Origin of the sequence: Jeotgalibacillus sp. S-D1 (genome assembly GCF_004358665.1) — a bacterium.
GTDB lineage: Bacteria > Bacillota > Bacilli > Bacillales > Jeotgalibacillaceae > Jeotgalibacillus.
Genome location: NZ_SMZR01000002.1, coordinates 275,132 through 297,898 on the forward strand (window position 1 = coordinate 275,132; position 22,767 = coordinate 297,898).

The following is a 22,767-nucleotide window of genomic DNA, read 5'->3' on the forward strand; positions in this document are numbered from 1 at the left end:
CAATTCCTCCCTGACTCGTTTTTTAGTCATGGCTGCAGTGCTGTTCTATTTCCAAATGTCGTTCAATTTATCCTTATAGAAATTAATAGCTTTTCGATAATTCAAGATCTCTTCATCCGATGTCGTTTCAGTCAGACAGGACAGCACAATTTCCATTGCTTTCTGGTGTTCATTTAAATTATGTAAAGTCATGGAATAAAACACCTGAATAGCTCGATTATCGGGGAACAGCTCCAGCCCTTTTACAAAAATGCCCTTCGATTTTTCATACTCGCCAAGAGCCCTGAATGTACTCCCCAGTCCCACTATTGCTCCCTCTAATTCTTTACCGGACAGCCCAAGATCAATTGCACGTTCATAATAGGGAACTGCTTTTGATTCCTCTCCCCGCGCATCAAAACTCCACGCATATTGATAGTTAAGAAATGCATCGTTTGGAGACGCACGCAGCAGCATTGAGAATAACTGATTTGATTCCTGAAGCTTGCCTTCTTTTCGCAAATTAATGCCATGCTGCCGTTCACTTTCCATCATCTATGTCACCGCCATACCTGTCCACCTAATCAAGCTGAACGATTCTTCTGCCGACCAATTTTAACATTTACCAATTACTAGTATAGTAAATTAGACCAACAAACAAAAAGAGGAAATTTTACTAATTATTTTACAAATCGCTATATAAAATTATTAAAAAAGATTGAGGAATAAAACATCATTAAAATGCCCTCATGAACAAGACATGTTCATAAGGGCTGCTTGCAAAACTCATATTCTGGAGCAGGAATTCAACGGTTGCTTTAAGAGAATTTCTTTTCCCCGCTTTGACCAGTCTCGATGACTTACACAAAACCGGGGGATAACAAATGCTTACGGCGATAAACGCTTAATACAATTCCGATCATGAACGCATTTAACATGGTGGGCATTAGTCCATAGCTGATAAAAGGCAGAGCAATAGAGGTGATCGGGAGAAAACCAAGGACCATTCCTATATTAAAGATTAGCTGCACAAGGTACAGCGTCATGGCCCCGATTACAAGCAACTTGCCAAAGCCGCTTAACTTATTCGCTATCCCAAGCATCCTCACAGCGAGAAGTGACAGAATCATTAAGAGAACTAAAGCAAATAAATAACCATGGTAGTAGGTTAAACTGACAAAAACAAAATCAGTATGAGCAGCCGGAATAAATTCAGCATTTCCCTCTGCTCCAAACCAGCCAGCAGCTGAAAACAGCTCGCTCAGCCTTATATAGATAAATCCAGCCCCTTCAGATTGAGCTTGCGGGTTCATAAATCCCATAATCCGGTTCAACTGATATTCTTCGGCCCTGTACCAAAAAAACAGACCTGCTATAAGCACGGCACTTAACGGTATAAAAGTGATCAGCAGCTTATTTTTTCTGACCATTCCGCTCCACCAGACCATGATGAATACCATCACGGAATACAAAAATGGTGCAGTGAGATTTGGCAGCAGAAAGAAAAGATAAAGAGGCAGTAAGTACAGCAGCCCAAGCTGCCAAAGCTTCAGCCTGCTGTCAGCAAAAAATGAAGCCCAGGCAAGATAAAAGAATGGAAGAGCCATCAACGCCTCAATGGTAATTGGACCAATTTGAATAAACGCTTGGCCATTGATGTAACTGTTAGAAAAAAAGTGAATCATTAATAGAATGGCTGCCCCGGTAAAATAAAATAAAAAGCCCAGTTTTTCAGCTCTTCTAAAGTCAATTACCATTACACCTAACGCTACTGCAGTGCCAAGAATGACAACCATGCCTTTATTCATAAGGAAATGGTTCACGTCCATCGTGCCTGCATTTCCCAGTGACAAAACAGGCACGAAGCTAAGTCCTAATACCGCTGCCAGCAAAATGAGAATGAACCAGTCTATTTTTGGGCGGTGAAGCTTATTTAATTCCTGTCCGAGCTTCGACGGGTTTCCCATTTGCTGAACCGCCCTGTCTTCAGCCTCATTCTCACTTAGCCCCTTATCCTTCCAGGTGTTCTTTGCTTTCGTCAAATGAAAACGCAGTTCATCCGAAACAAAGCGCTTTGCTTCCTTTGACTTAATATTATTTGTCACTTCTTTTAAGAAGAGGTCACTTTTTTTGTTCAACCGTGTTTCACCCCTGTAGTAATTTTTTTAAGGCAAATGCTTTTTTGTCCATGCTTTTATCTTCTTTTTGTAAAGCTTTTCTTCCCTTTTCAGTTACTTGATAATATTTATCTCCCGAACGATCGAAGCTGGATTGTACCATCTCTTTTTGTTCAAGACGATGAAGAAGCGTGTATAGAGAGCCTTCATTGTTTTCGAATCGCCGAATGCCCCTTGCCCGCAGCAGCTGCGTCAGTTCGTAACCCGTTTTTTCTGTAATAAGCAACTGAAGCACCGGCACAAAAGGATCATTTTGTATTTCATGTGTTTGATTAATTTTTTCATGGATCTTTTTACGATGCTCTGCTGAAAAATTCAGCTGCTCAAAGCTGCTGTCCATTGATTTTTTCAGCCTTTTTAAACGGTCTTCCATCTCTCATTCCTCCAATCTGTCTTTTAGGAGTTCCTTTGCTCGTCTAAGCCTTGTTTTTACTGTATTTTCTTTCACTTCAATGACAGAAGCAATCTCTTTAATAGACAATTCTTCATAATAAAACAGATAAATCACTTCCCGGTATTTCATCGGCAGTTCCATCACAGAAAGAACCAGCTGCTGATCCTCATCCTGCCGGATTACCAATTGTTCAACACTTTCTTTTTGTGAGTATGTGACAAAACACTCCTGGTCAGACGGTGTGACATTCCGGTTGTACCAGCTTTTTAAGTAGTCCTTGCAATGATTGATCGCAATTCGCCATAGCCAGGTCCGCAACGACGATTTTCCTTTATATGTATGAAGAGCACTAAAGCATTTAACGAATATATCCTGTGTCAAATCCTCAGCGAGCTCCCTATTGCGTACATAGGAATAGGCAAGCTGCAGAATTTCCTGTCCATGCCTATTCATTATTTCATCGATAAGCACTTCCTTATCCTCTGCTTCAATTACCGCAGCCGTTAATTCTTCCACATCCACCCCCCCTTTCAAATCATTAGACGACTCACTTACTGGAAAAGTTTTTAAAAACAAAAAAAGATCCAGCTCTATAACTGAACCCTTTTTATCCATTCATCGAAAAGAATAATTGAACGCCCATGAAACAGATCACATAAAAAATTAATCCTCCGGCAATCGAGAATAGCATTAGCCTCTTACACTTCAGGCGACTTATCTCCCCCTTACGATAAGCTATTCTCCCAAGCTTAATTAAATGGAAGACTGTTAACGAAACCAGTATAAACACAGCAAAATAAAATAGCAGGATTTCCAATCTTGCTCCTCCTCAAGCCTTGTACCAAGCAATTTATATAACTTATTGCCACACCTCAATATTAAATTTTGAGTTTTACATCGACCAGTGCGCCCTTTTTCACATAGTTGATAATTTTTACAGACTCTGTCTGAACCCGTTCTCTCCCGCTCTCACTGAGAAACCAATTATCTTTTCTTGTAATTCCATCGTTAGCAGGACACAGGGTAAACTTAATCCAATTTGGCATATAGGTTTTTAATGTCAAATGCAGCCTCCTCATATGATAGGAGGTGGTAACAACCAAAAGCCGGTCAATATTGTGCAGATGGAATGCGCGGTCCAGTACCAGAAGGGAAGCGAGTACGTTTTCTAATGTATGCAGTGATTGATCTTCAATTAAAATGTCTTCTTCTGGTACACCCAGTTTTATGGCTTCGTTTTTTAAGGTGATGGCTTCGGTAAAATGAGTTCCCTCCCACTTTACACCTCCGGAAAAAAGAATCTTGCTTCCTCTCCCCTTTTTGTAAAGCTCCACTGCCTTGGGTAAACGGTACTGAACAGCGGAAATGCTGCCTGCAACAAAAATACAATCTCCAGATTTCTTATTATCCCTTATTCCCGTAAATAGCAGGTTTGTCATTTGACTGTCTGTAAGATGCTCACCGTCCAATTTAGATATATACATTTGTCCCCCCTGGTATTAATAAACTAAACTGCACCTTCTGCCTGATACCTTATCATTGCTAATTTCCATAATTTACACAAGACCCTGTTCTGTTTCTCCCTTCAATAATAAACCTCTTTTTTTCACATATCCTATAAGAATAAATCCTTTGGGCAAAGGGTGATAAGTATGAGGAGAAAGCGGCAAAGACGTCTTATGCTTCTTATATTGGTCCCTGTTTTCGTCCTGCTTGGCTTTTTAACGAATATTTCTTTCAATTTTTTCTCCGCGGGCTATCAAACTGAAAAGCTGGTCAATACTTTCTATACACTTGAACAGGATGGCGATTTTTCCGATTCCTGGGAGCTCCTCCACCCCTATATGAAGGACAGATGGAAAAAGGGAGCATTTATCCAGGATCGGGCCCATGTTTTTATTAATCATTTTGGAGCGGAAACCTTTCAATTTACCGTAATAGAAGGCGATCGTATCGATGGATGGAGCATGTCACAGGACCTGCCGCCTGTTGACTCTGCGTATCAATTCACTGTTACTCAAACGTATCAGGGGAAGTATGGAAAGTTCAGCTTTATACAGGAAGTATATGTGGCAGAGGATAATGGAGAATGGAGAATTTTATGGGATTATAATTAATTGTTCTTTTCCCACCCGGACTTCGGTCCTTTTTATTTTGCGATGAATAAAAAAAATAGCACTGCTAAGAGTGCTACCTGCGATCTACCTCTATCGTCCCTGACCTATTTAAAAATAAACCTTTATCTTCACCAAGTCCCGGATGCTGTCATCCTCTGCACTGCGTGTATAAACCCAAAGCTCTCCCGTAGTTGCAGTAGGAGTCTTATCAAAAGGCACAGCGGCTGTAAAGTTACCGTACTTAGGCGCCCCTTCATCAGCTGTTGTAAAACGCTCATTCGAAACAATCACGCCATTTGCATCTCTCAGCTGATATAAAACACTGGCTTCAAAGGATCTTGCTTTTCCTTCCAGCTTTTGATTTGTTGCGACCTTGGTTCCCGGCAGCGGCGTCCAAACAACGATATTTAAAGAAGTGGGCAAAGGAATAATCAGATGATATTCCGGCCAGACAAGATCCGCCTGAAAACCTGGCCGTCCCTCATTGGCATTGGTGATAGCTGCCACAGAAATCCCGTACCTTCGGGAAATGGTGGAAAGTGTATCTCCCTGCTGCACTTGATAGACAAATGCAGGTACCAGCAATTCCTGATTAACGGTAATCTGATTGGGGTCGGCAAGATCGTTAATCCCGGCAATCAAATCACCGAATGCTGTAAATACCGCAGCAATTTTATTAACCGTATCGCCGCCTTCGACCACATAGGTCACTTTTGGGGTTGTGGCAAAACTCGGCACTACAAGTACATCTCCGGGGAAAATCAAGCCGGGATCCGTCACCGGTTCATATAAATGATTGGCCCGCTCAATCGCCTCCACCGTGCTTCCGAACTTTCGTGCGATCGAATAAATAGTATCCCCTGCACGTACCGTGTAAATATAGCTCTTCTTTAAAACGATTGCCAAATATCCTCACTCCATTTCATTTTAGAAACATTTATATCTATGCCTCGCATCTGAAATGATGTAAATTAAGCGAAAAATAATTTGAATGATTACGCTTTGTGGCCGCCAATCAATTTTGCCCGCTTTAAAGCTGTTCCTGCCGGTGTATAGGAGACCGCTCTCAATAGGGCTTTTGAGCCGTATTTATTGCGGATCGCATCCATCGTGTAGCCCAGCTCGATTTCCTTCGCCTTGCGTTCATTAAATAAATCAAGCTGCATATTGGTATCGTCTTCTATAGAAGAAAGGGTAATGCTTATCTTTCTGACTGTTTTATTAGTATAAAACTCACCAAACAGCCCCAAGCATACCTGATAGATTTCTCTTGTAATATTCGTCGGATTCTCTAAGCTTCTTTCCCGTGAAAACCCTCCGCCAAATTCATCCTTGCTGTATCCAATTCCCAGACTGATGGTTCTGCCGGCTTTGCGTGCATCACGCGCCCGCTTGGCGACATCCTCGCACATCTCCAATATGACATGCTTCACTTCCTCCGGATCCGTATAGTCACGCATCAGTATCTGGCTTTTCCCGTAGCTTACCTGGGGTTTTTTTTGAGTGGTCGACGCCCCGGAAAGATCACTTAAATCGATGCCCCATGCATGATAATAGAGCTGATTGCCAAGTACGCCAAATTCTTTTTCCAGCACTTCCACCTGATGATTCGCTAATTCACCGATTGAAAAAATCCCCATGCGGTTCAATCTTTTTTCCACACGGCGGCCTATGCCCCACATTTCAGATAAAGGCCGCACCGTCCATAATTTTTGCGGAACATCTTCGTATTCCCAGCGCGCAATTCCATTTGGCGCTTTTTTACTTTCCAAGTCCAGGGCAAGCTTGCTCATCAGCGGATTGGGGCCTATTCCAACGGTACAAAATAGCCCAAATTCCTTTAACATGGCTTCCTGAATCATGCGTGAAATTTTTTCGGGGCTGCCCCACAGACTCTCCACCTGATCGAGCCGCAGAAATGATTCATCCACTGAATAGGTATGAACGAATTCCGGGGGGACAAACCGCCAGTATAATTTCGTAATTTCAACGGACATTTCAAGAAATTCCCGCATTCTGGGATTCACAATATGAATCCCCAGACCAGTAGGGATTTCATACAATCTTGAACCGGTTTTAATATTAAAGTCCCTTTTTAATGCCGGTGACGCTGCAAGCACGACACTTCCGGGTGCATCGGTATTTCCGACAACTGCCAGGTAACAGGTTAAAGGATCAAGATTCATCATAACCGCTGCGCAGCTTGCGTAAAAAGACTTCATATCCACACATGCATACACTCTTTTGGGGTAAACTGAATAATCCATCGTCCTCACCTACTCTTCTTCTAACTGAATACAATCACTTAGTACGTTTACTGCGGTTAGGATATCAAAAGGAATCATGACCTTTTGCTGATTCAGATCATTAATCCGATAATGCCTTTCATTGTAATCAATGAAATACACAAAACCCTGTACGGAGTGGGTGGATCCATCTTGAAAATAATGATATTCAGTTAATAAATTGTATTCCATTGCTTCATGAATACTAATTTCAATGTCGTGCAGGGTCTGTTCATCAATGACAGGCTTCTCCGCTTTTTCATAATTTACTCGGGCTTCACTTAGCAATTTAGCGTATTCAGGCAACATCATGGCCGACTGCCATTTTATATTTCCTCTGTCTTTTAACATGTCAAAGACCTCCTCGTTAAATCACCATTTTTTCTTTTTGAATCACAGAAACAAAGGAAAGAATGTTGTTGTAGGAAAAGGTGCGCTGAGTTTTGCGTAAAAAGCAATAGGCGACCATGGAATGATCGTTTACTTTTAAGACGGTGATCCGCCTTTGGCTGATCTTTCCGCTGTTGGCGAGGTAGATCATTTCCACCACCTGTTTTTTCTCCATTGCACGCAACATATGATTTTTCACTTTGCTCCCTCCTTTCTTTATATTATAGAACAAATGTTCTGTTTGTATACATAAAAATAAATCCTCACCATCCAGTAAGATCCAATTCGTCTTTTTATTCCTCCCAAACAACGGAAGGAACGAATGAAAATAAGCTTACTATTGGTATCAGAATGCGTATGTACCCTATGATTCGCCTTATTTTTTCAAATTTTGCAAATAATCAATAAAAATTATATAATATACAGCATCTGTTTTTCACAATGGGAATTTTTATTAAGGCAGGTGAAACGAATCGTTCAGGAGTGATGGATGAAAACCGTAAAATGGAGGAATGAATTGGAGGAATGAATATGAGTTTACAGACGGAACAAACGCAGGAGGAAGAACCCTCCGGACAGACGGTTAAAAGAAAATGGGAGATGCCCGATACATATGTAATTTTATTTTTGGTTTTATTAATGGCCGTCATCGCCACCTATATTGTTCCGGCCGGTTCTTTTGATCGGGAGATGGTCGATGAGGTTGAGCGGGTCATCCCAGGGACATATAGTGAGGTCGGTGAAAATCCTACAGGATTCATGGACATTTTTCTGGCACTGCAGGCAGGAATGGTGGAGTCAGCAGGTTTGATTTTTTTAGTTTTATTTGCAGGCGGAGCATTTGAAGTAATTGAACGATCAGGGGCCATTAAGGGAGGAATTCTGCGGGCGGTACAAAAAACAAAAGGAAAGGAATTTTTTCTGATTGCCTTCGTTTCCTTGTTATTTGCCATCGGGGGAGCTGTAGGTGCTGTTGCAAACTCCGTCATTCCTTTTGTGGCAATCGGCGTCATCATTGCACGCGCCCTTAAACTTGATGCCATTGTGGCAGTGGCGATCACATTTGGCGCGACATTCGCAGGTTTTAATGTAGGTTTTCTCAATCCTTATACAGTAGGAATTGCACAATCGATCGCGGAAGTTCCGCTATTTTCAGGCATGCTGCTGCGCATTATTGCATTTGTCGCGATCGTTGGAGTTACCATTTGGTATACATGGGCATATGCAAAAAAAGTGTTAGAGGATCCTTCAAAAAGCCTGATTGGCGTTTTGGATTCGAGCTCTTCTGACGGGGAGGACTTAAAGGCTCCGTTTACCGTCCGCCATAAAATTATTCTTTCTTCTGTTGGCATTGCGCTCGTGTTTTTTATTTTCGCCACGATTCAATATGCATGGACGGTTGATCATATGGCGGCGTTCTTTATCATTATCGGTCTGGTAGCTGGGGCCGTTGCAGGGATGAACTATAACACGATTGCCATCACTTTTTTAGATGGCTGCCAAAAACTGGTGTATGGGGCGTTGATCATCGGCGTGGCAAGAGCGATTTTAATTGTCATGGAAAATGCGGCGATTCTTGATACTTTTGTGCACACCTTATCCGTACCGTTAACAGGGCTCTCCCCTGTATTTGCAGCTCTTGGCATGTTTGCAGCAAATGCAGGAATGAATTTCCTGATTCCATCCGGCAGCGGCCAGGCCATGATCGCCATGCCCATTTTGTCTCCGCTGGCAGATATGATCGGTGTTACAAGACAGGTTGCTGTGCAGGCATATCAATTTGGAGATGGATTTACGAACAGTATTTTCCCTACTTCAGGACCGCTGATGGCAAGTTTGGCCGTCGCAGGCGTTTCCTGGATCAAGTGGACAAAATGGATGCTTCCCCTTCTGCTAATATGGACCGTCATCGCTGTTATCATGCTGGTTTTTGCTGTGATGACCGGCTGGGGTCCGGTTTAATTGAGTTGTTGTAACTAAAAGAGGATAGGACAAACCCCCATAAGAAGGCTCTCACAACAAAAGTTTGTGAGAGCCTTCTTTTTATCTATGTTCAGAATCAATTGTCTTTTTCAGATCACCCAATAAGCTATTGAGCGAAGGTTCATTGCAGCGGAAGGTGGCGACTCCAGCGGGATGTAGCGGGAAAGGTGAGACACTGAAGATGCGCAGCATCAAAGTGGCTCACCCCCGCCCCGCGGAAAGCGCCGCCTGCAGCGGAAATGAACCGTCCCTTTTTCTGAGAAATAATCATTTTATCCATTATTGCCTGCCACCTTTTCAATACAACTTATTAATCGATCAGATCTTCAATCGACACCCATGCCTTTGTCTCAGATGACTCCGCCACCGCAGCAAGCACTGCCTGATTGCGAACCCCATCTTCAAAATTAGGCTCCATCTTATCCCTGTTATCGATTGCGTTCAGCATGTCAGCAATTAAATTAATAAAGGTATGCTCATAGCCGATGATATGACCGGGCGGCCAATAATTACCGGCATATGGGTGAACGTCTTCTGTACAGTGAATCGACCGGAAGCCTTGAAGACCAGGCTCATCCTCATGGAGATAAACCTCAAGCTCATTCATTTTTTCCATATTCCACCGTATGGACCCTTTTTCCCCGTTAAGTTCAATTCGATTTCCATTTCGGTTTCCTCCGGCAAAGCGTGTGGCTTCAAAAGTGCCTACTGCCCCGCTTTCGAATCGGGCAAGAAACAGACTTGCATCATCTACATCCACCTTGCCGGATGTTTCATCTGATGTGCATTCTTTTGTCATGGGACGTTCTTTTATAAACGTTTCCAAAATTCCGCACACTTCCTTGAATTCACCTGCCAAAAACCGGGCAAGATCGATGCTGTGTGCAGCCAGATCGCCATGGGCGCCGGATCCGCTTACTTCTTTGCTTAATCGCCACACCATTGGGGAGTCAGGATCCATCAGCCAGTCCTGCAGATACTTGGCTCTGACATGATAAATCTTTCCAAGCTTTCCTTCATCAATAATCTTTTTCGCCCATTGCATAGCAGGAGTAAAACGATAGTTGTGGTTAATGACATGAAGTACATTGTTTTCCTCAGCCGCTTTCAGCATTTCCTTCGATTCTTCAAGAGTGATGGCGAGAGGCTTTTCACAAAATACATGTTTTCCCGCTTTAGCAGCAGCAATGGCAATTTCTGAGTGGAGATTATTTGGCGTTACAATGTCGATCAAATCAATATCATCGCGGGCAATCAGCTTGCGCCAATCCGTTTCATAACTGTTCCAGCCCATTTTTTGCGCTGCATTTTTAACCGCTTCTTCATTTCGTCCACAAATGGCCTGCATAACGGGTTCCACATTCGTATCAAAGTAAAATGGCACATCACGATATGCATGGGAATGAGCCTTCCCCATGAACTTATAACCAATCATGCCGATGCGAACTTGCTTTTTTTCCTTTTGCATGCCTATTCCTCCATCCAACTGCGCGCATCAAGAACCATTTTCCAAATTAGTTGGCAGTTGGTAATCTATTCCCTTTACTGCCGACGCTCAAAACCCATAAAAAGCATTTATTGTAAACAGTATTCAGCTGGAAGAAACCCTGATAACCTGAGTTTTTGCCACTAAATCGTACAGGGATCTCTTTTTTTTCGTAAAAATGGCCGTCAAAATATAGGCAAACATGAGCGCATAAACGAGACCTCCGATAAGGTAATAATTTAGTGGGACTTCCCCGCCAGCCGTATAAATCAACCGGTATACAAGATAATGCGACAGCTCCCAGGGTAAAAATTTCAGGATGGTCCGGAACGCTCCATGCAGCACGGAAAGAGCTGCCCCCTTGTCATCAACCACACGGATTCCGGTTTTCTTTTTCCCAAAAGACTGTCCCCCAATTACCGAATCGCTAATAATAAAATATAGCGACACAGGCAGGGTTACCAGTAAGAAACCTGAAAATTGAGCTTTAATGAGGGAGCCGTTAAATAATTCTTTCAGGGATGGAAACAGCAGCAGGTTCACAAGAAAGAGTCCAATCAAATAAGCTAAAATGAATAAATAATCAATCATGAAAGCTTTGAAACGAAGCACAATTCCAGCATTCATTAACATGACCTCTTTCAATTGCGATTGTTAATTTTTTCGTTAAGCAATCATTCTGAAAAAGCGGATATAAATAGCTGGTTCTAACATATTGAGTTCATAGCTGACCGTGTGCTGGACAAAAGAGGCGGGCGATTTGCCGGCTTCCTTCAGCTTTCCTGTACTCTTTTTACATGTTTGCGAATCAGACGGATCTGTCCCCGATGATTGAGCTCATCTTCATATACATGAAACCAGCGAAAATAGTTATTGGCAAAGTGATTGGGACCAAACGGCGAGACCTCATCCAGCCAGGCATCCTCTTTATGCTTAAACCGCTCCAGCGTTCGCTCCCGAACCAGGCTTAATTGTTCCTTATAAAATTCGATCTCTTTTCCATATATTTTTTCGTGTGCCTTTTCCCCAAGACCCAGCCCAGATTCCAGCTTTTGCAGTTCTTCATCGGTTGGATGCCGGTTATCAAAAGTCATAATCTGATAGACTTCTTCCACACAGGCCATATGATAGAGCAGGCACCCGATTGAATTGCCACTTCCCTCTACGCGGTAATCAAGCTCAACAGCAGTTAAATCGGCCACCTCTTCAAGCGTCGTCAATCGGACGTAGTCCATCATGGAAAGGAGTCTGCCAATCTCCGGCGTATACCCTTCTTTTTGCTCGACAATAAATCGTTTATCCTTTGATTCCATTTATACACTCCTCTCATCATCTTTTCTATCCTGCTACATCCCTTCTAGCTGCTTTTAAAAAAATCCTTTTTTTGAATAATAATTCTTTAGATGATCTCTGTAATATCATTTATGTATATTTATATTCTTGTGAAAGATAGAATAGAAATTTTTATTTGTTCTTTAGTGATGTGAGTTAGAGTCATAGGATTTGAAAAAGAAACATTTTAACAGATTGAATTATCGGAGATTCTACCGCGCGGTGATGGTAAAATGAAAGCCGCTAAAAAGAAGATCAAAAATTAATCTTCTTTTTAGCGGCTTTCATTATGAAGAACTCAAATTGAAATTATCCTCTGATCGTAATGAATTGGCAGAAGCCCGTCTCAGCTGGTCTCCATTTCTTTATCATACAATCCTCTTCGAATAAGGTTTGCTGTGACCGGCTGTTTTTCCACTTCACGGGCCCACACGGATAATTGTCCGATATGGTGAATTTCATGAGCAATGACGTGGCGCATTACCTCTCCGTGCCTGAAGCTTTCCGTCTCCCCTTCTGAATTGGATTCTGAAAAAATCAGGGAGTCCATATCGCTGGTCCAGGCTTTCACAAAAGGTTCTATTTCATCGTGATAGCGTCTTGATAGGCTCTTAATTTTTTCTAAGCTGGCGAACGCTGTAAATGGCGGCTCTCCAAGGTCAGGCTTACCCTGCAGTCCCCGAAGCCAGCTGTATTCGACATCGATAATATGGAAGAGCGTATATAAAATGCTTCCCACACCGCCAACCCGGTCCTTTAACAATTCTTCTTCCGGTACTGCTTCACACCAGGCAAACCAATCCTCTCGAACCTGCCAGTTGTATTCAAATAACTTCAACATTGGAGACCCTCCATTACATAAAATTTTATTATCCTGTGCCACTTAGTGCACGGCGTCCTATTCATAATTCTATAATTCTCCATGAATCTGCAAAATCCTTTTTCTGTAGGGGTTAAATATGGGGCAGCACAGCTCCAGAAACATTCTTATAGCTTCATTTTTAATCCTTCATGCGATGCCACAAAACCTAAATGTTCATAAAAACGCAAAGCGTCTTCGCGTTTTTTATCGGTTGTGAGCTGAACCAAATGACACCCGCGTTCTTTTGCGCGCTGAATTGCAAAGCGTATAAGTTCCTTCCCTATCCCTTTTCCACGCTCAGAAGAAGATGTTCTAACGCCTTCAATCGTCGCTCTCCATGCCCCTTGATGAGTGATATAAGGTGTAAATGTAATCTGCTGAACGCCTATTACTTCATTTTCACGATAGGCGACGATTAACTCATTATTCGGATCAGATGAAATGGCATTAAATGCTTTTATGTAGCCATCCGGAAGCGGTTCCTCATAGAGCTCTCTCTTACTTCCTAAAGGATCATCAGCCAGCATTTTTACAATTCGATTCAAATCCTGCTCGGTCGCTATTCTAAATTTTATGTCTGTTTGCATTTGTAACCTCTCCCCCTTTAAAACCTTCTACTTGTATACTACGGCCTGACAAGCAATAAGTTAATTACATTAAAACGGTGCAGCAGCATAAGTAATTCTTATAGCATTACGCTCAGAATGGTCAGTATTTAAAAAAGCCAAGCTGACCTGGAAGGATCAGCTTGGCTTATACCAATTATCGTTTATTCCCTTTTCTTTTTTCCATTTCTTTTTTCACCATGGGAATTACTTTTTCTTTTACTGTTTTCTGTACTTTGGGATCACTCATTAATTTCTTAATTTTGTTTAACATGCCCCTGCCTCCAATCCATCGAATGAGGTACTACTTAGAAGATAAGGGATAACTCTTCTTTTGTACAGTTATAACTTTTTGTAAAGAGGCGCTTACTTTATTATCCTTTTCCGGCTTGGAAAGAGGGGTACAGCGTCATGCCCCCATCAACAAACAAGGTGGTTCCTGTTACGTAGCTTGCTTGATCAGAGGCCAGAAAAGCAGCGACGGAAGCCACTTGATCAGGTTCCCCAATTTCTTTCATTGGAATCATTGATAAAACTTCATTGCGATCCTGCTCATTAGCAAATTTTTCTTCATTGATCGGCGTATTAATCGCCCCGGGTCCGATGTTGTTTACACGGATTCCTTTCCCGGCATATTCAAGTGCCAACGTCTGGGAAAGCATTTTCATTCCGCCTTTGCTTGATGCATAATGAACAAAATGCGGCCATGGCACTACTTCGTGAACACTCGACATATTAATGACAGACCCTTTAATCTTATGCTCCAGCATATAGGCAATTGCTTTCGTTGAGCCAAGGAAGGTGCCCGTTAAGTTTACAGAGATTACTTTATTCCACTGTTCAAGCGTCATTTCGTGTGATGGAATTTCTTTTTGCATGCCGGCATTATTCATCATGACATGCAATGCTCCAAACTGCTCGTGCGCTGATTGGATGAGACGGTCAACATCTTCTTCGACAGATACGTCACCCTGAACAGCTACAGCATCACCGCCTGCACGCTTAACCAGATCTGCCACTTCTTTTGCTTCCTTTTCTTTATTCAAATAATTGACGACTACCTTCATTTTTTCTTCACCAAAACGTATAGCGATCGCTTTCCCTAATCCTGTTGAAGCTCCAGTGACGATTGCCACCCTTCCCTCTAACTCATTGTACATCCCATTTCCTCCTATTCTTTCGTAAATCCAAGCATGACACCGCCGACAATGATCAGTACGCATCCTATAATGACAAGCACCAGCTGTTTTTTCGTTTTCTTTTCTCCCAGTAAGAAAATGCCCCCGAGTGTGGAAATGATAATTCCCGTTTGAGATAAGGAGAAGCTGGTGGCCGTTCCTACTCTTGGTATGGAAAGGAGCAAAGCAAGATTACCTGCAGCCCACATTAATCCCGGTATCACATTACGAACTGTATATTTATTAAATGGTTTCCTTTTGATGCTTAAAAGTATGGCTCCAACTACCATCCCCACAGACTGCGGCAGGATCGCTGACCAGCCATCTATTGAAAACCAGCGAATGATAACGACATAGCCGACGTACCCGACAGTGGAAATCAGAAGCAATGGAATCCCTTTTTTAAGCGGACTTTTTCCATCATTTCCATTCTCCTCTTTTTCCTGATAGGAGGTAAAAACAACGCCCAGACAAATAAGCACAAGAGCTGAAATTCCAATAATCAGCTTCATCGTGGTTGACCATTCGCCAAAGACCAGCACCCCGAATAAAGAGGTTCCAACAAGCTGCAGTCCGGTGGAGATGGGCAATGTTTTCGAGACACCTAAATGAGTGACTGTTTTAAACTGGTTCATCTGACCCAAAGACCAGAGCAGACCGGAAATAAACCCGACAATGATAGCTGTCCAGGTAAATTCGGGAGAGATAAAAAAGAATACAACGATAGAAAATATTAATGCACCAAAGGTAGTCCCAACTACCTGATTATAAGGTTCCCCTCCGAGCTTTGTTGCAACGAGCAATATGCTTCCCCACATAACCGCAGGAATAAGCGCAATTAAGATATCCAAATAAACACCGCCTTAGTAACTATATATTTCCTATGTTTGCCCTGAAGCAGACTGCGTAAACCAGCAATCGAAGCTTTTCGACAAATTACTGCAGAAACTGAAAAAGAAGCTTCTTGCATAGCCGGTTTTTCACGTGAAAAAGACCGCTTCAAAAGGAAGCAGCCCCAGTCAATTAAACATTTTTAATTCAATTCAATTTATTCATCAAAGTAAACGGCTTTACCCGTCTTAGCTGATTCATAGAGTGCCTCTAAAATCTGTGTAACCACGTAAGCCTCCTGCGGTTTTACCAGCGGCGGTGTGTCATGAATAATGCTGTCAATCCAAAGCCTTGCTTCAAGATCAGCCTCTGTTTCCTGCTCCCCTTCAAAAAAGGCAATATTTCCATCATTTAAATCTACTTTAGTCGTGAAGAGCTGACCAAGATTTTCGCCATTAATGCGCAGCCCCTCTTTCATATCCGCTCCGCCTTCTGTTCCGCTCAGCGAACATTTAGCCTCATCGACATCAAGGGTATTCAGTGCCCAGCTTGATTCAAGCGAGATCGTGGCACCATTTTGCATCGTAATAAACCCAAATGCTGAATCCTCTACTGTGAATTTTTCAGGGTCCCACGAACCAAACAGGTTTGCTGCGTTTTTCTTCTGGCCCAGTTTAAAATATGTCGTGCCAAGCACCGCTTTTGGCTTGTAATTATTCATCATCCAAAGCGTTAAATCGAGCGCGTGGGTGCCAATGTCAATCAGCGGTCCGCCCCCCTGCTTCTCTTCATCTAAAAACACACCCCAGGTAGGAACGGCTCTTCGTCTGATTGCATGCGCTTTTGCAAAATAAATATCACCAAGATCACCCTGCTCACACACTGCCTTTAGATGCCGGCTGTCCTGTCTGAAACGGTTATTATAACCGATTGTAAGCTTTTTCCCTGTGCGTTTTGCCGCTTCCACCATCGCTTTGGCTTCCTCTGACGTTTTTGCCATTGGTTTTTCACACATGACATGCTTGCCCGCCTCTAAGGCAGCAATTGTAATTTCAGCATGGGAGCTATTGGGCGTACAAACATGAATGACGTCAATTTTTTGATCTTCTAATAATTCCCTGTAATCTTCATATACTCTTGAATCCTCTCCGCCATACTCAGCTTTTGCCTTCTCTGCTTTTTCTGCAATAATGTCACAGAACGCAGTAAGTTCAACTTGTTCCAGCTTCGACAGTGATGGAAGATGCTTACCTTCCGCAATTCCTCCACAACCGATAATACCAATCTTCAGTTTCCTAGCCATTTCAATCATCCTTTCACTTTAAAAAGTTATGTAATAATAAAAATGCAGCATATGAACTCATTATCTCATAATAAAAAGTAAGATCTGTAGAAAATTCATAATTTAAAATAATTTCAATAAATTTAATTTATCAAAAATTAAAAAAGAGGAGGTTGGAGGTTGGGACGAATGTGTTTCAGTCTCTTCAAACCGGTTCACTGCGCTTCAGGCGGACGCTTTCCGCAGGGACGGCGCTGAGCCCTCCTAAGGCTTCGCCTTGCGGGGTCTCAGCTTGCCGTCAAATCATGCAGGAGTCGCCGCCTTCCGCTCCGTTCACCTAGTCGTTACAATTAGATCAGACTAAATTTACATGATTTAAGGAGTTATGTCCTAACCTCACTCTTTTTCTTTTAAGTTATCATTCTAATTTGAATTTCACCGAAAAATAGGAATGCCCAGGTTACTAAAGGGTAAAGTATCTACCGATCCTTGCATGAGATGGCGGCAGAATGCATTCTAAAACGTGTGAAAAAAGTCCAAGAGGGTAATGTGCGTAAAGAGAGCATTTTTTACTATATTGCCGATAAAGAAAAAGCTAAAACGTATCAGAAGATAGTCTTGCATGAACTGATGCGTTCGAAAAACATGATGATTAAATCTATACGAGATCATGAAAGATAATTCCTTAAAACAAACACACATTCGATAAAATCGCACTACAGTTAACGATACATCTCCTCTTGGACTCTTTCTGAAATAGGGAGAGTCACTTTTTTATAATAAAAAACCTCATAACTTTGTGGAGTCATGAGGTTTTTTAAAAATTTATGGATAACTATTTTGTTTGATAATTTAAATTGACAATCGACCGACCTATCAGCAAGATCCCAATAAGGCCATTCTATTTCTAGTGCAATTGGATTCGTAAAGTAAATAAAGAAAGTGCCTAATTCCTAAGACCCTTTCCCTCCTATTCTATTTATCTTGATCATTCGTCTTCGCAAATTTTGTTTTAATGAAGTAAGGTATAGAAGCTATACAGATAAATCCAATAAAGCTATACCAAGTTCCACGCTCAACAAAAAGTACAAATGGAATTGCCAATATCATGACTATTGCCATAGACAGTATAAAAAGTTTTTGATTGCTCAATGGATCACCCTTTCAACTATTATTGGGTTTCTATTCGGTTCACAAAAGCTGGATAAATAACTTTAAGTTTTAAAGGCTCAGCAAGCCAGGGCACTACAACCTTTACTTCGAGAGCGCTTCCAAAGACCATGTTCGTGGTAATATTCCTTATTCCATATGTATAATCCAATGCTGACCGTGATTCCTATCTATATTGATGAAAAAAGGTGATTGTATACCAAGTAACTTCCAAGTTCAGTTAAACACAATTATGATTAGCAATAACAAAACGACACCCGATAGCTACATTGAGCAAACAATAAAGGATGTCTTCGATCAATATCTTATCAATTAGAATTAAATACGGCTGTAAATATAATTGAAAAGCAAATGGCAAAAAGCAATGTTATAATCCAATTTGTTTTACTGGCTGTCTTAAAGAGTATATTTAGAATAGATCCTATGATCAGCATAATAACAAAGACAACTACTATAGAAATAAAGTTGTAATCCATAATTATATCCATCCTTATTTAATCGTTAAGCCCCTTCGTTATGTGCCAGCTTTCTAAAATAATTTGCCTCATAAAGCAACATCCCGTGCATAAATCGCCGCACCCAAAACGCCAGCTTCTGTGCCATGATCTGCATAAGCAAAGTCAAAAGAGTTTTTCAGACTTTCGTAAACGCGTTCATTTGTTTTTGCCGCAAGAATCGGCAGTAAATAGGAATGGTGGGTCATAACGCCCCCGCCCATAACAAAAATCGCTGGGTTTACAGTATGTACAACGTTCGCTAAAGCAATGGCGATATAAGTAAGCGTCTGGTCAATCAGTTTGATTGCGTCCTGTTCGCCTGCAATGGCCCGTTCTATGGCTTCTCGGGCACCATTTTCCCAGCCGTATTGTTCTCTGCTCACCTTGGTTAAAGCGGTGCCGCTAGCATATGCTTCCAGGGCCCCTGGATTCATATTGGAATGAACTTTCCCATCAGGCACAATAATCATGTTGCCGATCTCACCGGCACAGCCTCTCGCCCCCTGGATAAGTTTTCCCTGATGCACGTAGCCGCTTCCTATCCCGGTGCTGACCGTAGTAAACCAAACACTTTCATACTCACGCCCTGATCCGCTTGAAGCTTCTGAAAGAGCTGCCGCATTGGCGTCATTTAATAACAGAACAGGAAGTCCGAAATGGGTATGGAGCATATCTGTAATCGGAATATAACCCCAGTTCAGAAGATTCGGCGGATCCAGCAGAACACCAAGCTTGTGGTCGAGCGGCCCCGGTGCACATATACCAATCCGCTGAAAAGGAAATTTGGCCTTTGCCCGTTCCAGCATGGAAATAATAATCGATAACGTATGATCAGACCCTGACGCCACCTCAGAATCTCTTTCCTCCCAATGCATAATTTTCATTTCTTCATTAATGACCCCTACTCGGACGCGTGTCCCCCCAAGATCTACACCGGCAGTATTCATTTAAATTGTTCCTTTCAAAGGAAGGTCAAATAGAACATGAGCAGGTACAGCCTTTTGCCAGACAGCCGCCAGCAGCTGATTTCCTTCATCTGTCATGTGGACGCCATCGGTGGTAAGCTTGCCGTGATCGCCTTTATCAATCGCATTCATAAATTCACTGAAGGCGGGAACAAGAATGGCATTGTACTGCTTAGCCAATTTACGGACAATGGCTGCATAATGTGTAAGCATCTGGTTTCCTTTGGAATTGTAGTTTTCCTGAATAATTGTCGGTTCCATCAGGATTAGCTTGGTTTTCGGATTTACCTGCTGCAAAAGCCGTTGATAGACCTCTTCAAACAAAGGCGGATCAACCTGTGACTGTTCCGGCCAGTCAAGCTGATGCCACACATCATTCACACCAATGGATATCGACAGGACATCCGGGTTAAATGAAAGGACATCGCGCTCCCATCGCTCCTCCAGATGAGTAATTCGGTCACCGCCCACACCACGGTTTAGGATTTCCCACGATGAATCGGTCGCCACTATTTTTTTGTAAAGTTCATTCACATAGCCTGTCCCAATTCCCCGTACATCCTCCTGCCTGCCGCACTCTGTAATACTATCGCCAATAAATAGTAGAGTCTTTGTCACACAAATTCCTCCTGTTCAACTAGAAAGCGTTTTCTATCTTATGATCGTAGCATATTCTTCAAGTACATGGTCTGATTTTTGCGTTTATTCTTTACTTTCTTCCCGCAGGCAATTCATTTGAGTAAACAATTTCACCGGCTGCCTTCTTCCATGCATCTGCAAGCAGTTTCTTTCCTTCATCTGTCAGATGGACCCCGTCAGTCGTCAAAGCAGCGTGATTGCCTTTTTGCAGTGTACGGATAAACACAGCATGAGCCGGCACTAGAATTGCACCATACTGCGCGGCAAGCCTGCGTACAATTTCAACATATTCCATGAGCAGCTGATTTCCTCTGGATCTCGGGTTTTCTTCAATGATGGTAGGCTCCATTAGAATCAGCGCAGTTTTAGGATGGAGCTGCTGCAGGATCCTGTGATAGATTTCCTCAAATTGATCAGGCTCCACCTGTGTCAGCTCAGGTTTGTCAAAGTGATGCCAGGCTTCGTTAACACCAATCGAAATGGACAGCACATCAGGATCAATTGCCAAAACATCCTTTTCCCATCTTTTTTCAAGATGATCAATCCGGTCGTCCCACACCCCGCGATTTAAAACGGTCCAGTCCGGATAACGAGAAAAGAGGTCCTTATAAATCTCATTGACATAGCCTGATCCAATCCCTCTGGCATCTTCGTGCCGCCCCCATTCGGTAATGCTGTCCCCGACAAATAAAAGTGTCTTTGGCATACTTTTTCCTCCTAATCTTGAATTCTATTCATCCTATCATACAAAATGACAAAACCCCGCTCTAAAAAAGAGCAGGGCTTAATTCGTTTATCCCTTCACAGAGCCCGCGGTAATACCTGCCACAAAATAGCGCTGCAGGAACAAGTAAGCAATGACCATTGGTGCCGAAGCGATGATGACGCCTGTAAACAGCATCGGATAATTTGTTGCAAACTCTCCCTGAAACTCCAGCAGTGCGAGCGGCAACGTTTTGTATTCATTCTTTGTGATAAATAACAACGGATAAAGCAAATCGTTCCAATGCATAACAAACAGGAAGATAGCAGTAGCCGCCAGGGACGGCATCGATAATGGGATCGCTATTTTTCTATACATCTGCCATTCGGAGCCGCCATCAATTCTTGCTGCTTCAAACAGAGATTTTGGAATGGATTTCATAAAACCGCTTAAAATAAAAATCGCAACCGGCATCGTAACCGAAATATTTACGAGAATTAACCCAAGTAAACTATTCGTCAGACCTAAATCAAATACCAATTGATAAAGAGGAATCATGTTTACCTGAGCAGGCACCATCATACCAAATGTAAATAATGAAAAGAACACAACGCCAATCCAGCCAAACATACGTGTAACCGCATAGGCAATCAAGCTGGCAAACAGCAGTGTAAAGACCACTGAAAACAGCGTCACAATTACGCTGTTCATAAAGTATCGGGCCATAGGCTGATCGACAAAGATCGAGATATAATTATCTACCCTGAACGATTCCGGCAATCCTAGGATACTTGAAAATACTTCAGCAGTTGACTTAAACGTTGTAAATATAACAGCAATCAATGGAATGATGACCATTAAGGCAAAAGCTATAACCAATATGTATTTTATCGTCTTCAAACCTGTACCCCTCCCTTCACTCTTGCACCCTGCTTGCGCGAAGCAGCCTGAATTGAATGACCGTAATAACGGCAATGACGATCATAAATAAGACGGATTGCGCTGACGCATAACCGAATTCAAAGCTTCTAAAAGCAGTCGAGTAAATGAGCGTGGCCAAAATTTCAGTGGAATAATTTGGACCTCCGCGTGTCATCGCAAAAATTAAGTCAAATGCTTTAAAGGACTGAATCGTGGTATAAGCCATAACAATCGTTGCCGAAGGAGCAATCATTGGCCATGTAACAAAGCGGAACCGACTCCACCTGCCTGCTCCTTCCATGTCCGCCACCTCATACAAATCCTTTGGAATTGCCTGCAAACCGGCAACAAAGATAATCAGCATCTGACCCGTATGGAACCACACCTGTGTAACCGCAATGGAGTAGATAGCTATATTTTCATTACCAAGCCAGTTTTGCTGTAAAAAATCCAGATTCAGCGTTGACAGTACGCTATTTAACATTCCCATATTCGGGTCGTAAATAAAAGTCCAGATAAAGGCCACCGACACTGAGCTCAGGATTGTCGGGAAAAAGTAGAGAGCCCGCAAAAATATATTCGTTTTGGTGTTTTTTATTAAAAACATGGCAAAGATCAGTGAAAATAATGTCTGAAAGATGAGCACAAACAACATGAATTTAATATTATTCACAAATGCTTTCAGGAAAATAGAATCATTGGTTACCAGCTGCACATAGTTTTCGATTCCCACAACATTAAATTCAGGGGAAATGCCATCCCAATCAGTAAAAGAATAAATGAGGGCATTGACTGTCGGCACGATAAAAAAGATCGTATATAAAATCAGGCCCGGTAAAAGGAATAGAAAAAGTGATTTGTTTTTACGAAAATTCATGGAGGTCCCCCTAACGAAATCAATCCTGCAAGCCTTTAAAGGCGTAAAAAGGGAATATGCCTGAAAAAGGCTCTATTCCCTGATTGCGGTCCAT

The 22,767-nt window shown here is 42.2% G+C and carries 25 protein-coding genes; 3 read left to right on the top strand and 22 right to left on the bottom strand.

Translation table 11 applies throughout. From position 1 onward, the window contains the following. Positions 1-45 precede the first annotated feature (45 nt). From E2R51_RS08345 to E2R51_RS08365, 5 genes are all read right to left on the bottom strand, one after another. Positions 46-531 (bottom strand): tetratricopeptide repeat protein, encoded by a 486-nt coding sequence (locus tag E2R51_RS08345; protein WP_133377062.1) that lies wholly within the window; start codon positions 529-531, stop codon positions 46-48. Between the two features lie 308 nt (positions 532-839). Then, positions 840-2,117 carry an FtsW/RodA/SpoVE family cell cycle protein gene (locus E2R51_RS08350; RefSeq protein WP_133376600.1) on the bottom strand — a complete coding sequence of 426 codons (1,278 nt, stop codon included), beginning with the start codon at positions 2,115-2,117 and terminating at the stop codon, positions 840-842. 7 nt (positions 2,118-2,124) lie between these two features. After that, positions 2,125-2,529, bottom strand: a complete 405-nt coding sequence (locus E2R51_RS08355) for a PadR family transcriptional regulator (protein WP_133376601.1) — start codon at positions 2,527-2,529, stop codon at positions 2,125-2,127. Positions 2,530-2,532: 3 nt separating this feature from the next. Then, the gene (locus E2R51_RS08360; RefSeq protein ID WP_133376602.1) at positions 2,533-3,066 is read right to left on the bottom strand and encodes a sigma-70 family RNA polymerase sigma factor; all 534 of its coding nucleotides are present in this window, start codon (positions 3,064-3,066) and stop codon (positions 2,533-2,535) included. A 362-nt stretch (positions 3,067-3,428) separates the two neighbouring features. Next, the gene (locus E2R51_RS08365) at positions 3,429-4,034 is read right to left on the bottom strand and encodes a YdcF family protein (RefSeq protein WP_133376603.1); all 606 of its coding nucleotides are present in this window, start codon (positions 4,032-4,034) and stop codon (positions 3,429-3,431) included. 168 nt (positions 4,035-4,202) lie between these two features. Here E2R51_RS08365 and E2R51_RS08370 point away from each other — a divergent pair, with 168 nt between their 5' ends. Next, on the top strand, positions 4,203-4,667 hold the full coding sequence (locus E2R51_RS08370; RefSeq protein ID WP_133376604.1) for a hypothetical protein: 465 nt from the start codon (positions 4,203-4,205) through the stop codon (positions 4,665-4,667). A gap of 108 nt (positions 4,668-4,775) precedes the next feature. On the opposite strand, the gene E2R51_RS08375 is transcribed toward E2R51_RS08370, so the two are convergent. From E2R51_RS08375 to E2R51_RS08390, 4 genes are all read right to left on the bottom strand, one after another. Further along, positions 4,776-5,573: a LysM peptidoglycan-binding domain-containing protein gene (locus tag E2R51_RS08375; RefSeq protein ID WP_133376605.1), complete on the bottom strand. Its 798-nt coding sequence runs from the start codon at positions 5,571-5,573 to the stop codon at positions 4,776-4,778. A gap of 89 nt (positions 5,574-5,662) precedes the next feature. After that, a complete protein-coding gene (locus E2R51_RS08380) occupies positions 5,663-6,934 on the bottom strand; it encodes a Y-family DNA polymerase (RefSeq protein WP_133376606.1) in 1,272 nt (423 codons plus the stop codon). Between the two features lie 9 nt (positions 6,935-6,943). Next, entirely contained in the window at positions 6,944-7,303 is a 360-nt protein-coding gene (locus tag E2R51_RS08385) for a YolD-like family protein (protein WP_133376607.1), read from the bottom strand. Positions 7,304-7,319: 16 nt separating this feature from the next. Continuing rightward, the gene (locus E2R51_RS08390; protein WP_133376608.1) at positions 7,320-7,541 is read right to left on the bottom strand and encodes a transcriptional regulator; all 222 of its coding nucleotides are present in this window, start codon (positions 7,539-7,541) and stop codon (positions 7,320-7,322) included. A gap of 332 nt (positions 7,542-7,873) precedes the next feature. Between E2R51_RS08390 and E2R51_RS08395 the strand changes: the two genes are divergently transcribed. Further along, a complete protein-coding gene (locus E2R51_RS08395; RefSeq protein WP_240733014.1) occupies positions 7,874-9,304 on the top strand; it encodes a YfcC family protein in 1,431 nt (476 codons plus the stop codon). Between the two features lie 331 nt (positions 9,305-9,635). Here E2R51_RS08395 and E2R51_RS08400 read toward each other — a convergent pair whose 3' ends face one another. From E2R51_RS08400 to E2R51_RS08435, 8 genes are all read right to left on the bottom strand, one after another. After that, entirely contained in the window at positions 9,636-10,793 is a 1,158-nt protein-coding gene (locus E2R51_RS08400) for a Gfo/Idh/MocA family protein (protein WP_205703316.1), read from the bottom strand. 123 nt (positions 10,794-10,916) lie between these two features. Then, entirely contained in the window at positions 10,917-11,438 is a 522-nt protein-coding gene (locus tag E2R51_RS08405) for an RDD family protein (RefSeq protein WP_133376609.1), read from the bottom strand. A 146-nt stretch (positions 11,439-11,584) separates the two neighbouring features. Next, the gene (locus E2R51_RS08410; RefSeq protein WP_133376610.1) at positions 11,585-12,124 is read right to left on the bottom strand and encodes a mycothiol transferase; all 540 of its coding nucleotides are present in this window, start codon (positions 12,122-12,124) and stop codon (positions 11,585-11,587) included. A gap of 365 nt (positions 12,125-12,489) precedes the next feature. Next, the gene (locus tag E2R51_RS08415; protein WP_133376611.1) at positions 12,490-12,984 is read right to left on the bottom strand and encodes a DinB family protein; all 495 of its coding nucleotides are present in this window, start codon (positions 12,982-12,984) and stop codon (positions 12,490-12,492) included. A 146-nt stretch (positions 12,985-13,130) separates the two neighbouring features. After that, entirely contained in the window at positions 13,131-13,592 is a 462-nt protein-coding gene (locus E2R51_RS08420) for a GNAT family N-acetyltransferase (RefSeq protein WP_133376612.1), read from the bottom strand. Positions 13,593-13,984: 392 nt separating this feature from the next. Beyond that, the gene (locus tag E2R51_RS08425; protein WP_133376613.1) at positions 13,985-14,770 is read right to left on the bottom strand and encodes a glucose-1-dehydrogenase; all 786 of its coding nucleotides are present in this window, start codon (positions 14,768-14,770) and stop codon (positions 13,985-13,987) included. 11 nt (positions 14,771-14,781) lie between these two features. Next, positions 14,782-15,639 carry a GRP family sugar transporter gene (locus E2R51_RS08430; protein ID WP_133376614.1) on the bottom strand — a complete coding sequence of 286 codons (858 nt, stop codon included), beginning with the start codon at positions 15,637-15,639 and terminating at the stop codon, positions 14,782-14,784. A gap of 197 nt (positions 15,640-15,836) precedes the next feature. Beyond that, positions 15,837-16,922: a Gfo/Idh/MocA family protein gene (locus tag E2R51_RS08435; RefSeq protein WP_133376615.1), complete on the bottom strand. Its 1,086-nt coding sequence runs from the start codon at positions 16,920-16,922 to the stop codon at positions 15,837-15,839. Positions 16,923-17,390: 468 nt separating this feature from the next. On the opposite strand from E2R51_RS08435, the gene E2R51_RS20125 reads away from it, so the two are divergent. Then, positions 17,391-17,582, top strand: a complete 192-nt coding sequence (locus E2R51_RS20125) for a helix-turn-helix domain-containing protein (protein ID WP_133376616.1) — start codon at positions 17,391-17,393, stop codon at positions 17,580-17,582. A 1,033-nt stretch (positions 17,583-18,615) separates the two neighbouring features. Here E2R51_RS20125 and E2R51_RS08445 read toward each other — a convergent pair. The 5 genes from E2R51_RS08445 to E2R51_RS08465 all read right to left on the bottom strand — a co-directional run bounded on the left by E2R51_RS08445 (position 18,616) and on the right by E2R51_RS08465 (position 22,673). Further along, the gene (locus tag E2R51_RS08445) at positions 18,616-19,515 is read right to left on the bottom strand and encodes an ROK family protein (RefSeq protein WP_133376617.1); all 900 of its coding nucleotides are present in this window, start codon (positions 19,513-19,515) and stop codon (positions 18,616-18,618) included. After that, positions 19,516-20,151, bottom strand: a complete 636-nt coding sequence (locus E2R51_RS08450; protein WP_240733015.1) for an SGNH/GDSL hydrolase family protein — start codon at positions 20,149-20,151, stop codon at positions 19,516-19,518. A 91-nt stretch (positions 20,152-20,242) separates the two neighbouring features. Further along, on the bottom strand, positions 20,243-20,878 hold the full coding sequence (locus E2R51_RS08455; protein WP_133376619.1) for an SGNH/GDSL hydrolase family protein: 636 nt from the start codon (positions 20,876-20,878) through the stop codon (positions 20,243-20,245). An 87-nt stretch (positions 20,879-20,965) separates the two neighbouring features. After that, positions 20,966-21,733 (bottom strand): carbohydrate ABC transporter permease, encoded by a 768-nt coding sequence (locus tag E2R51_RS08460; protein ID WP_133377065.1) that lies wholly within the window; start codon positions 21,731-21,733, stop codon positions 20,966-20,968. Between the two features lie 58 nt (positions 21,734-21,791). Further along, entirely contained in the window at positions 21,792-22,673 is an 882-nt protein-coding gene (locus E2R51_RS08465; protein WP_133376620.1) for a carbohydrate ABC transporter permease, read from the bottom strand. Between the last annotated feature and the right edge of the window lie 94 nt (positions 22,674-22,767).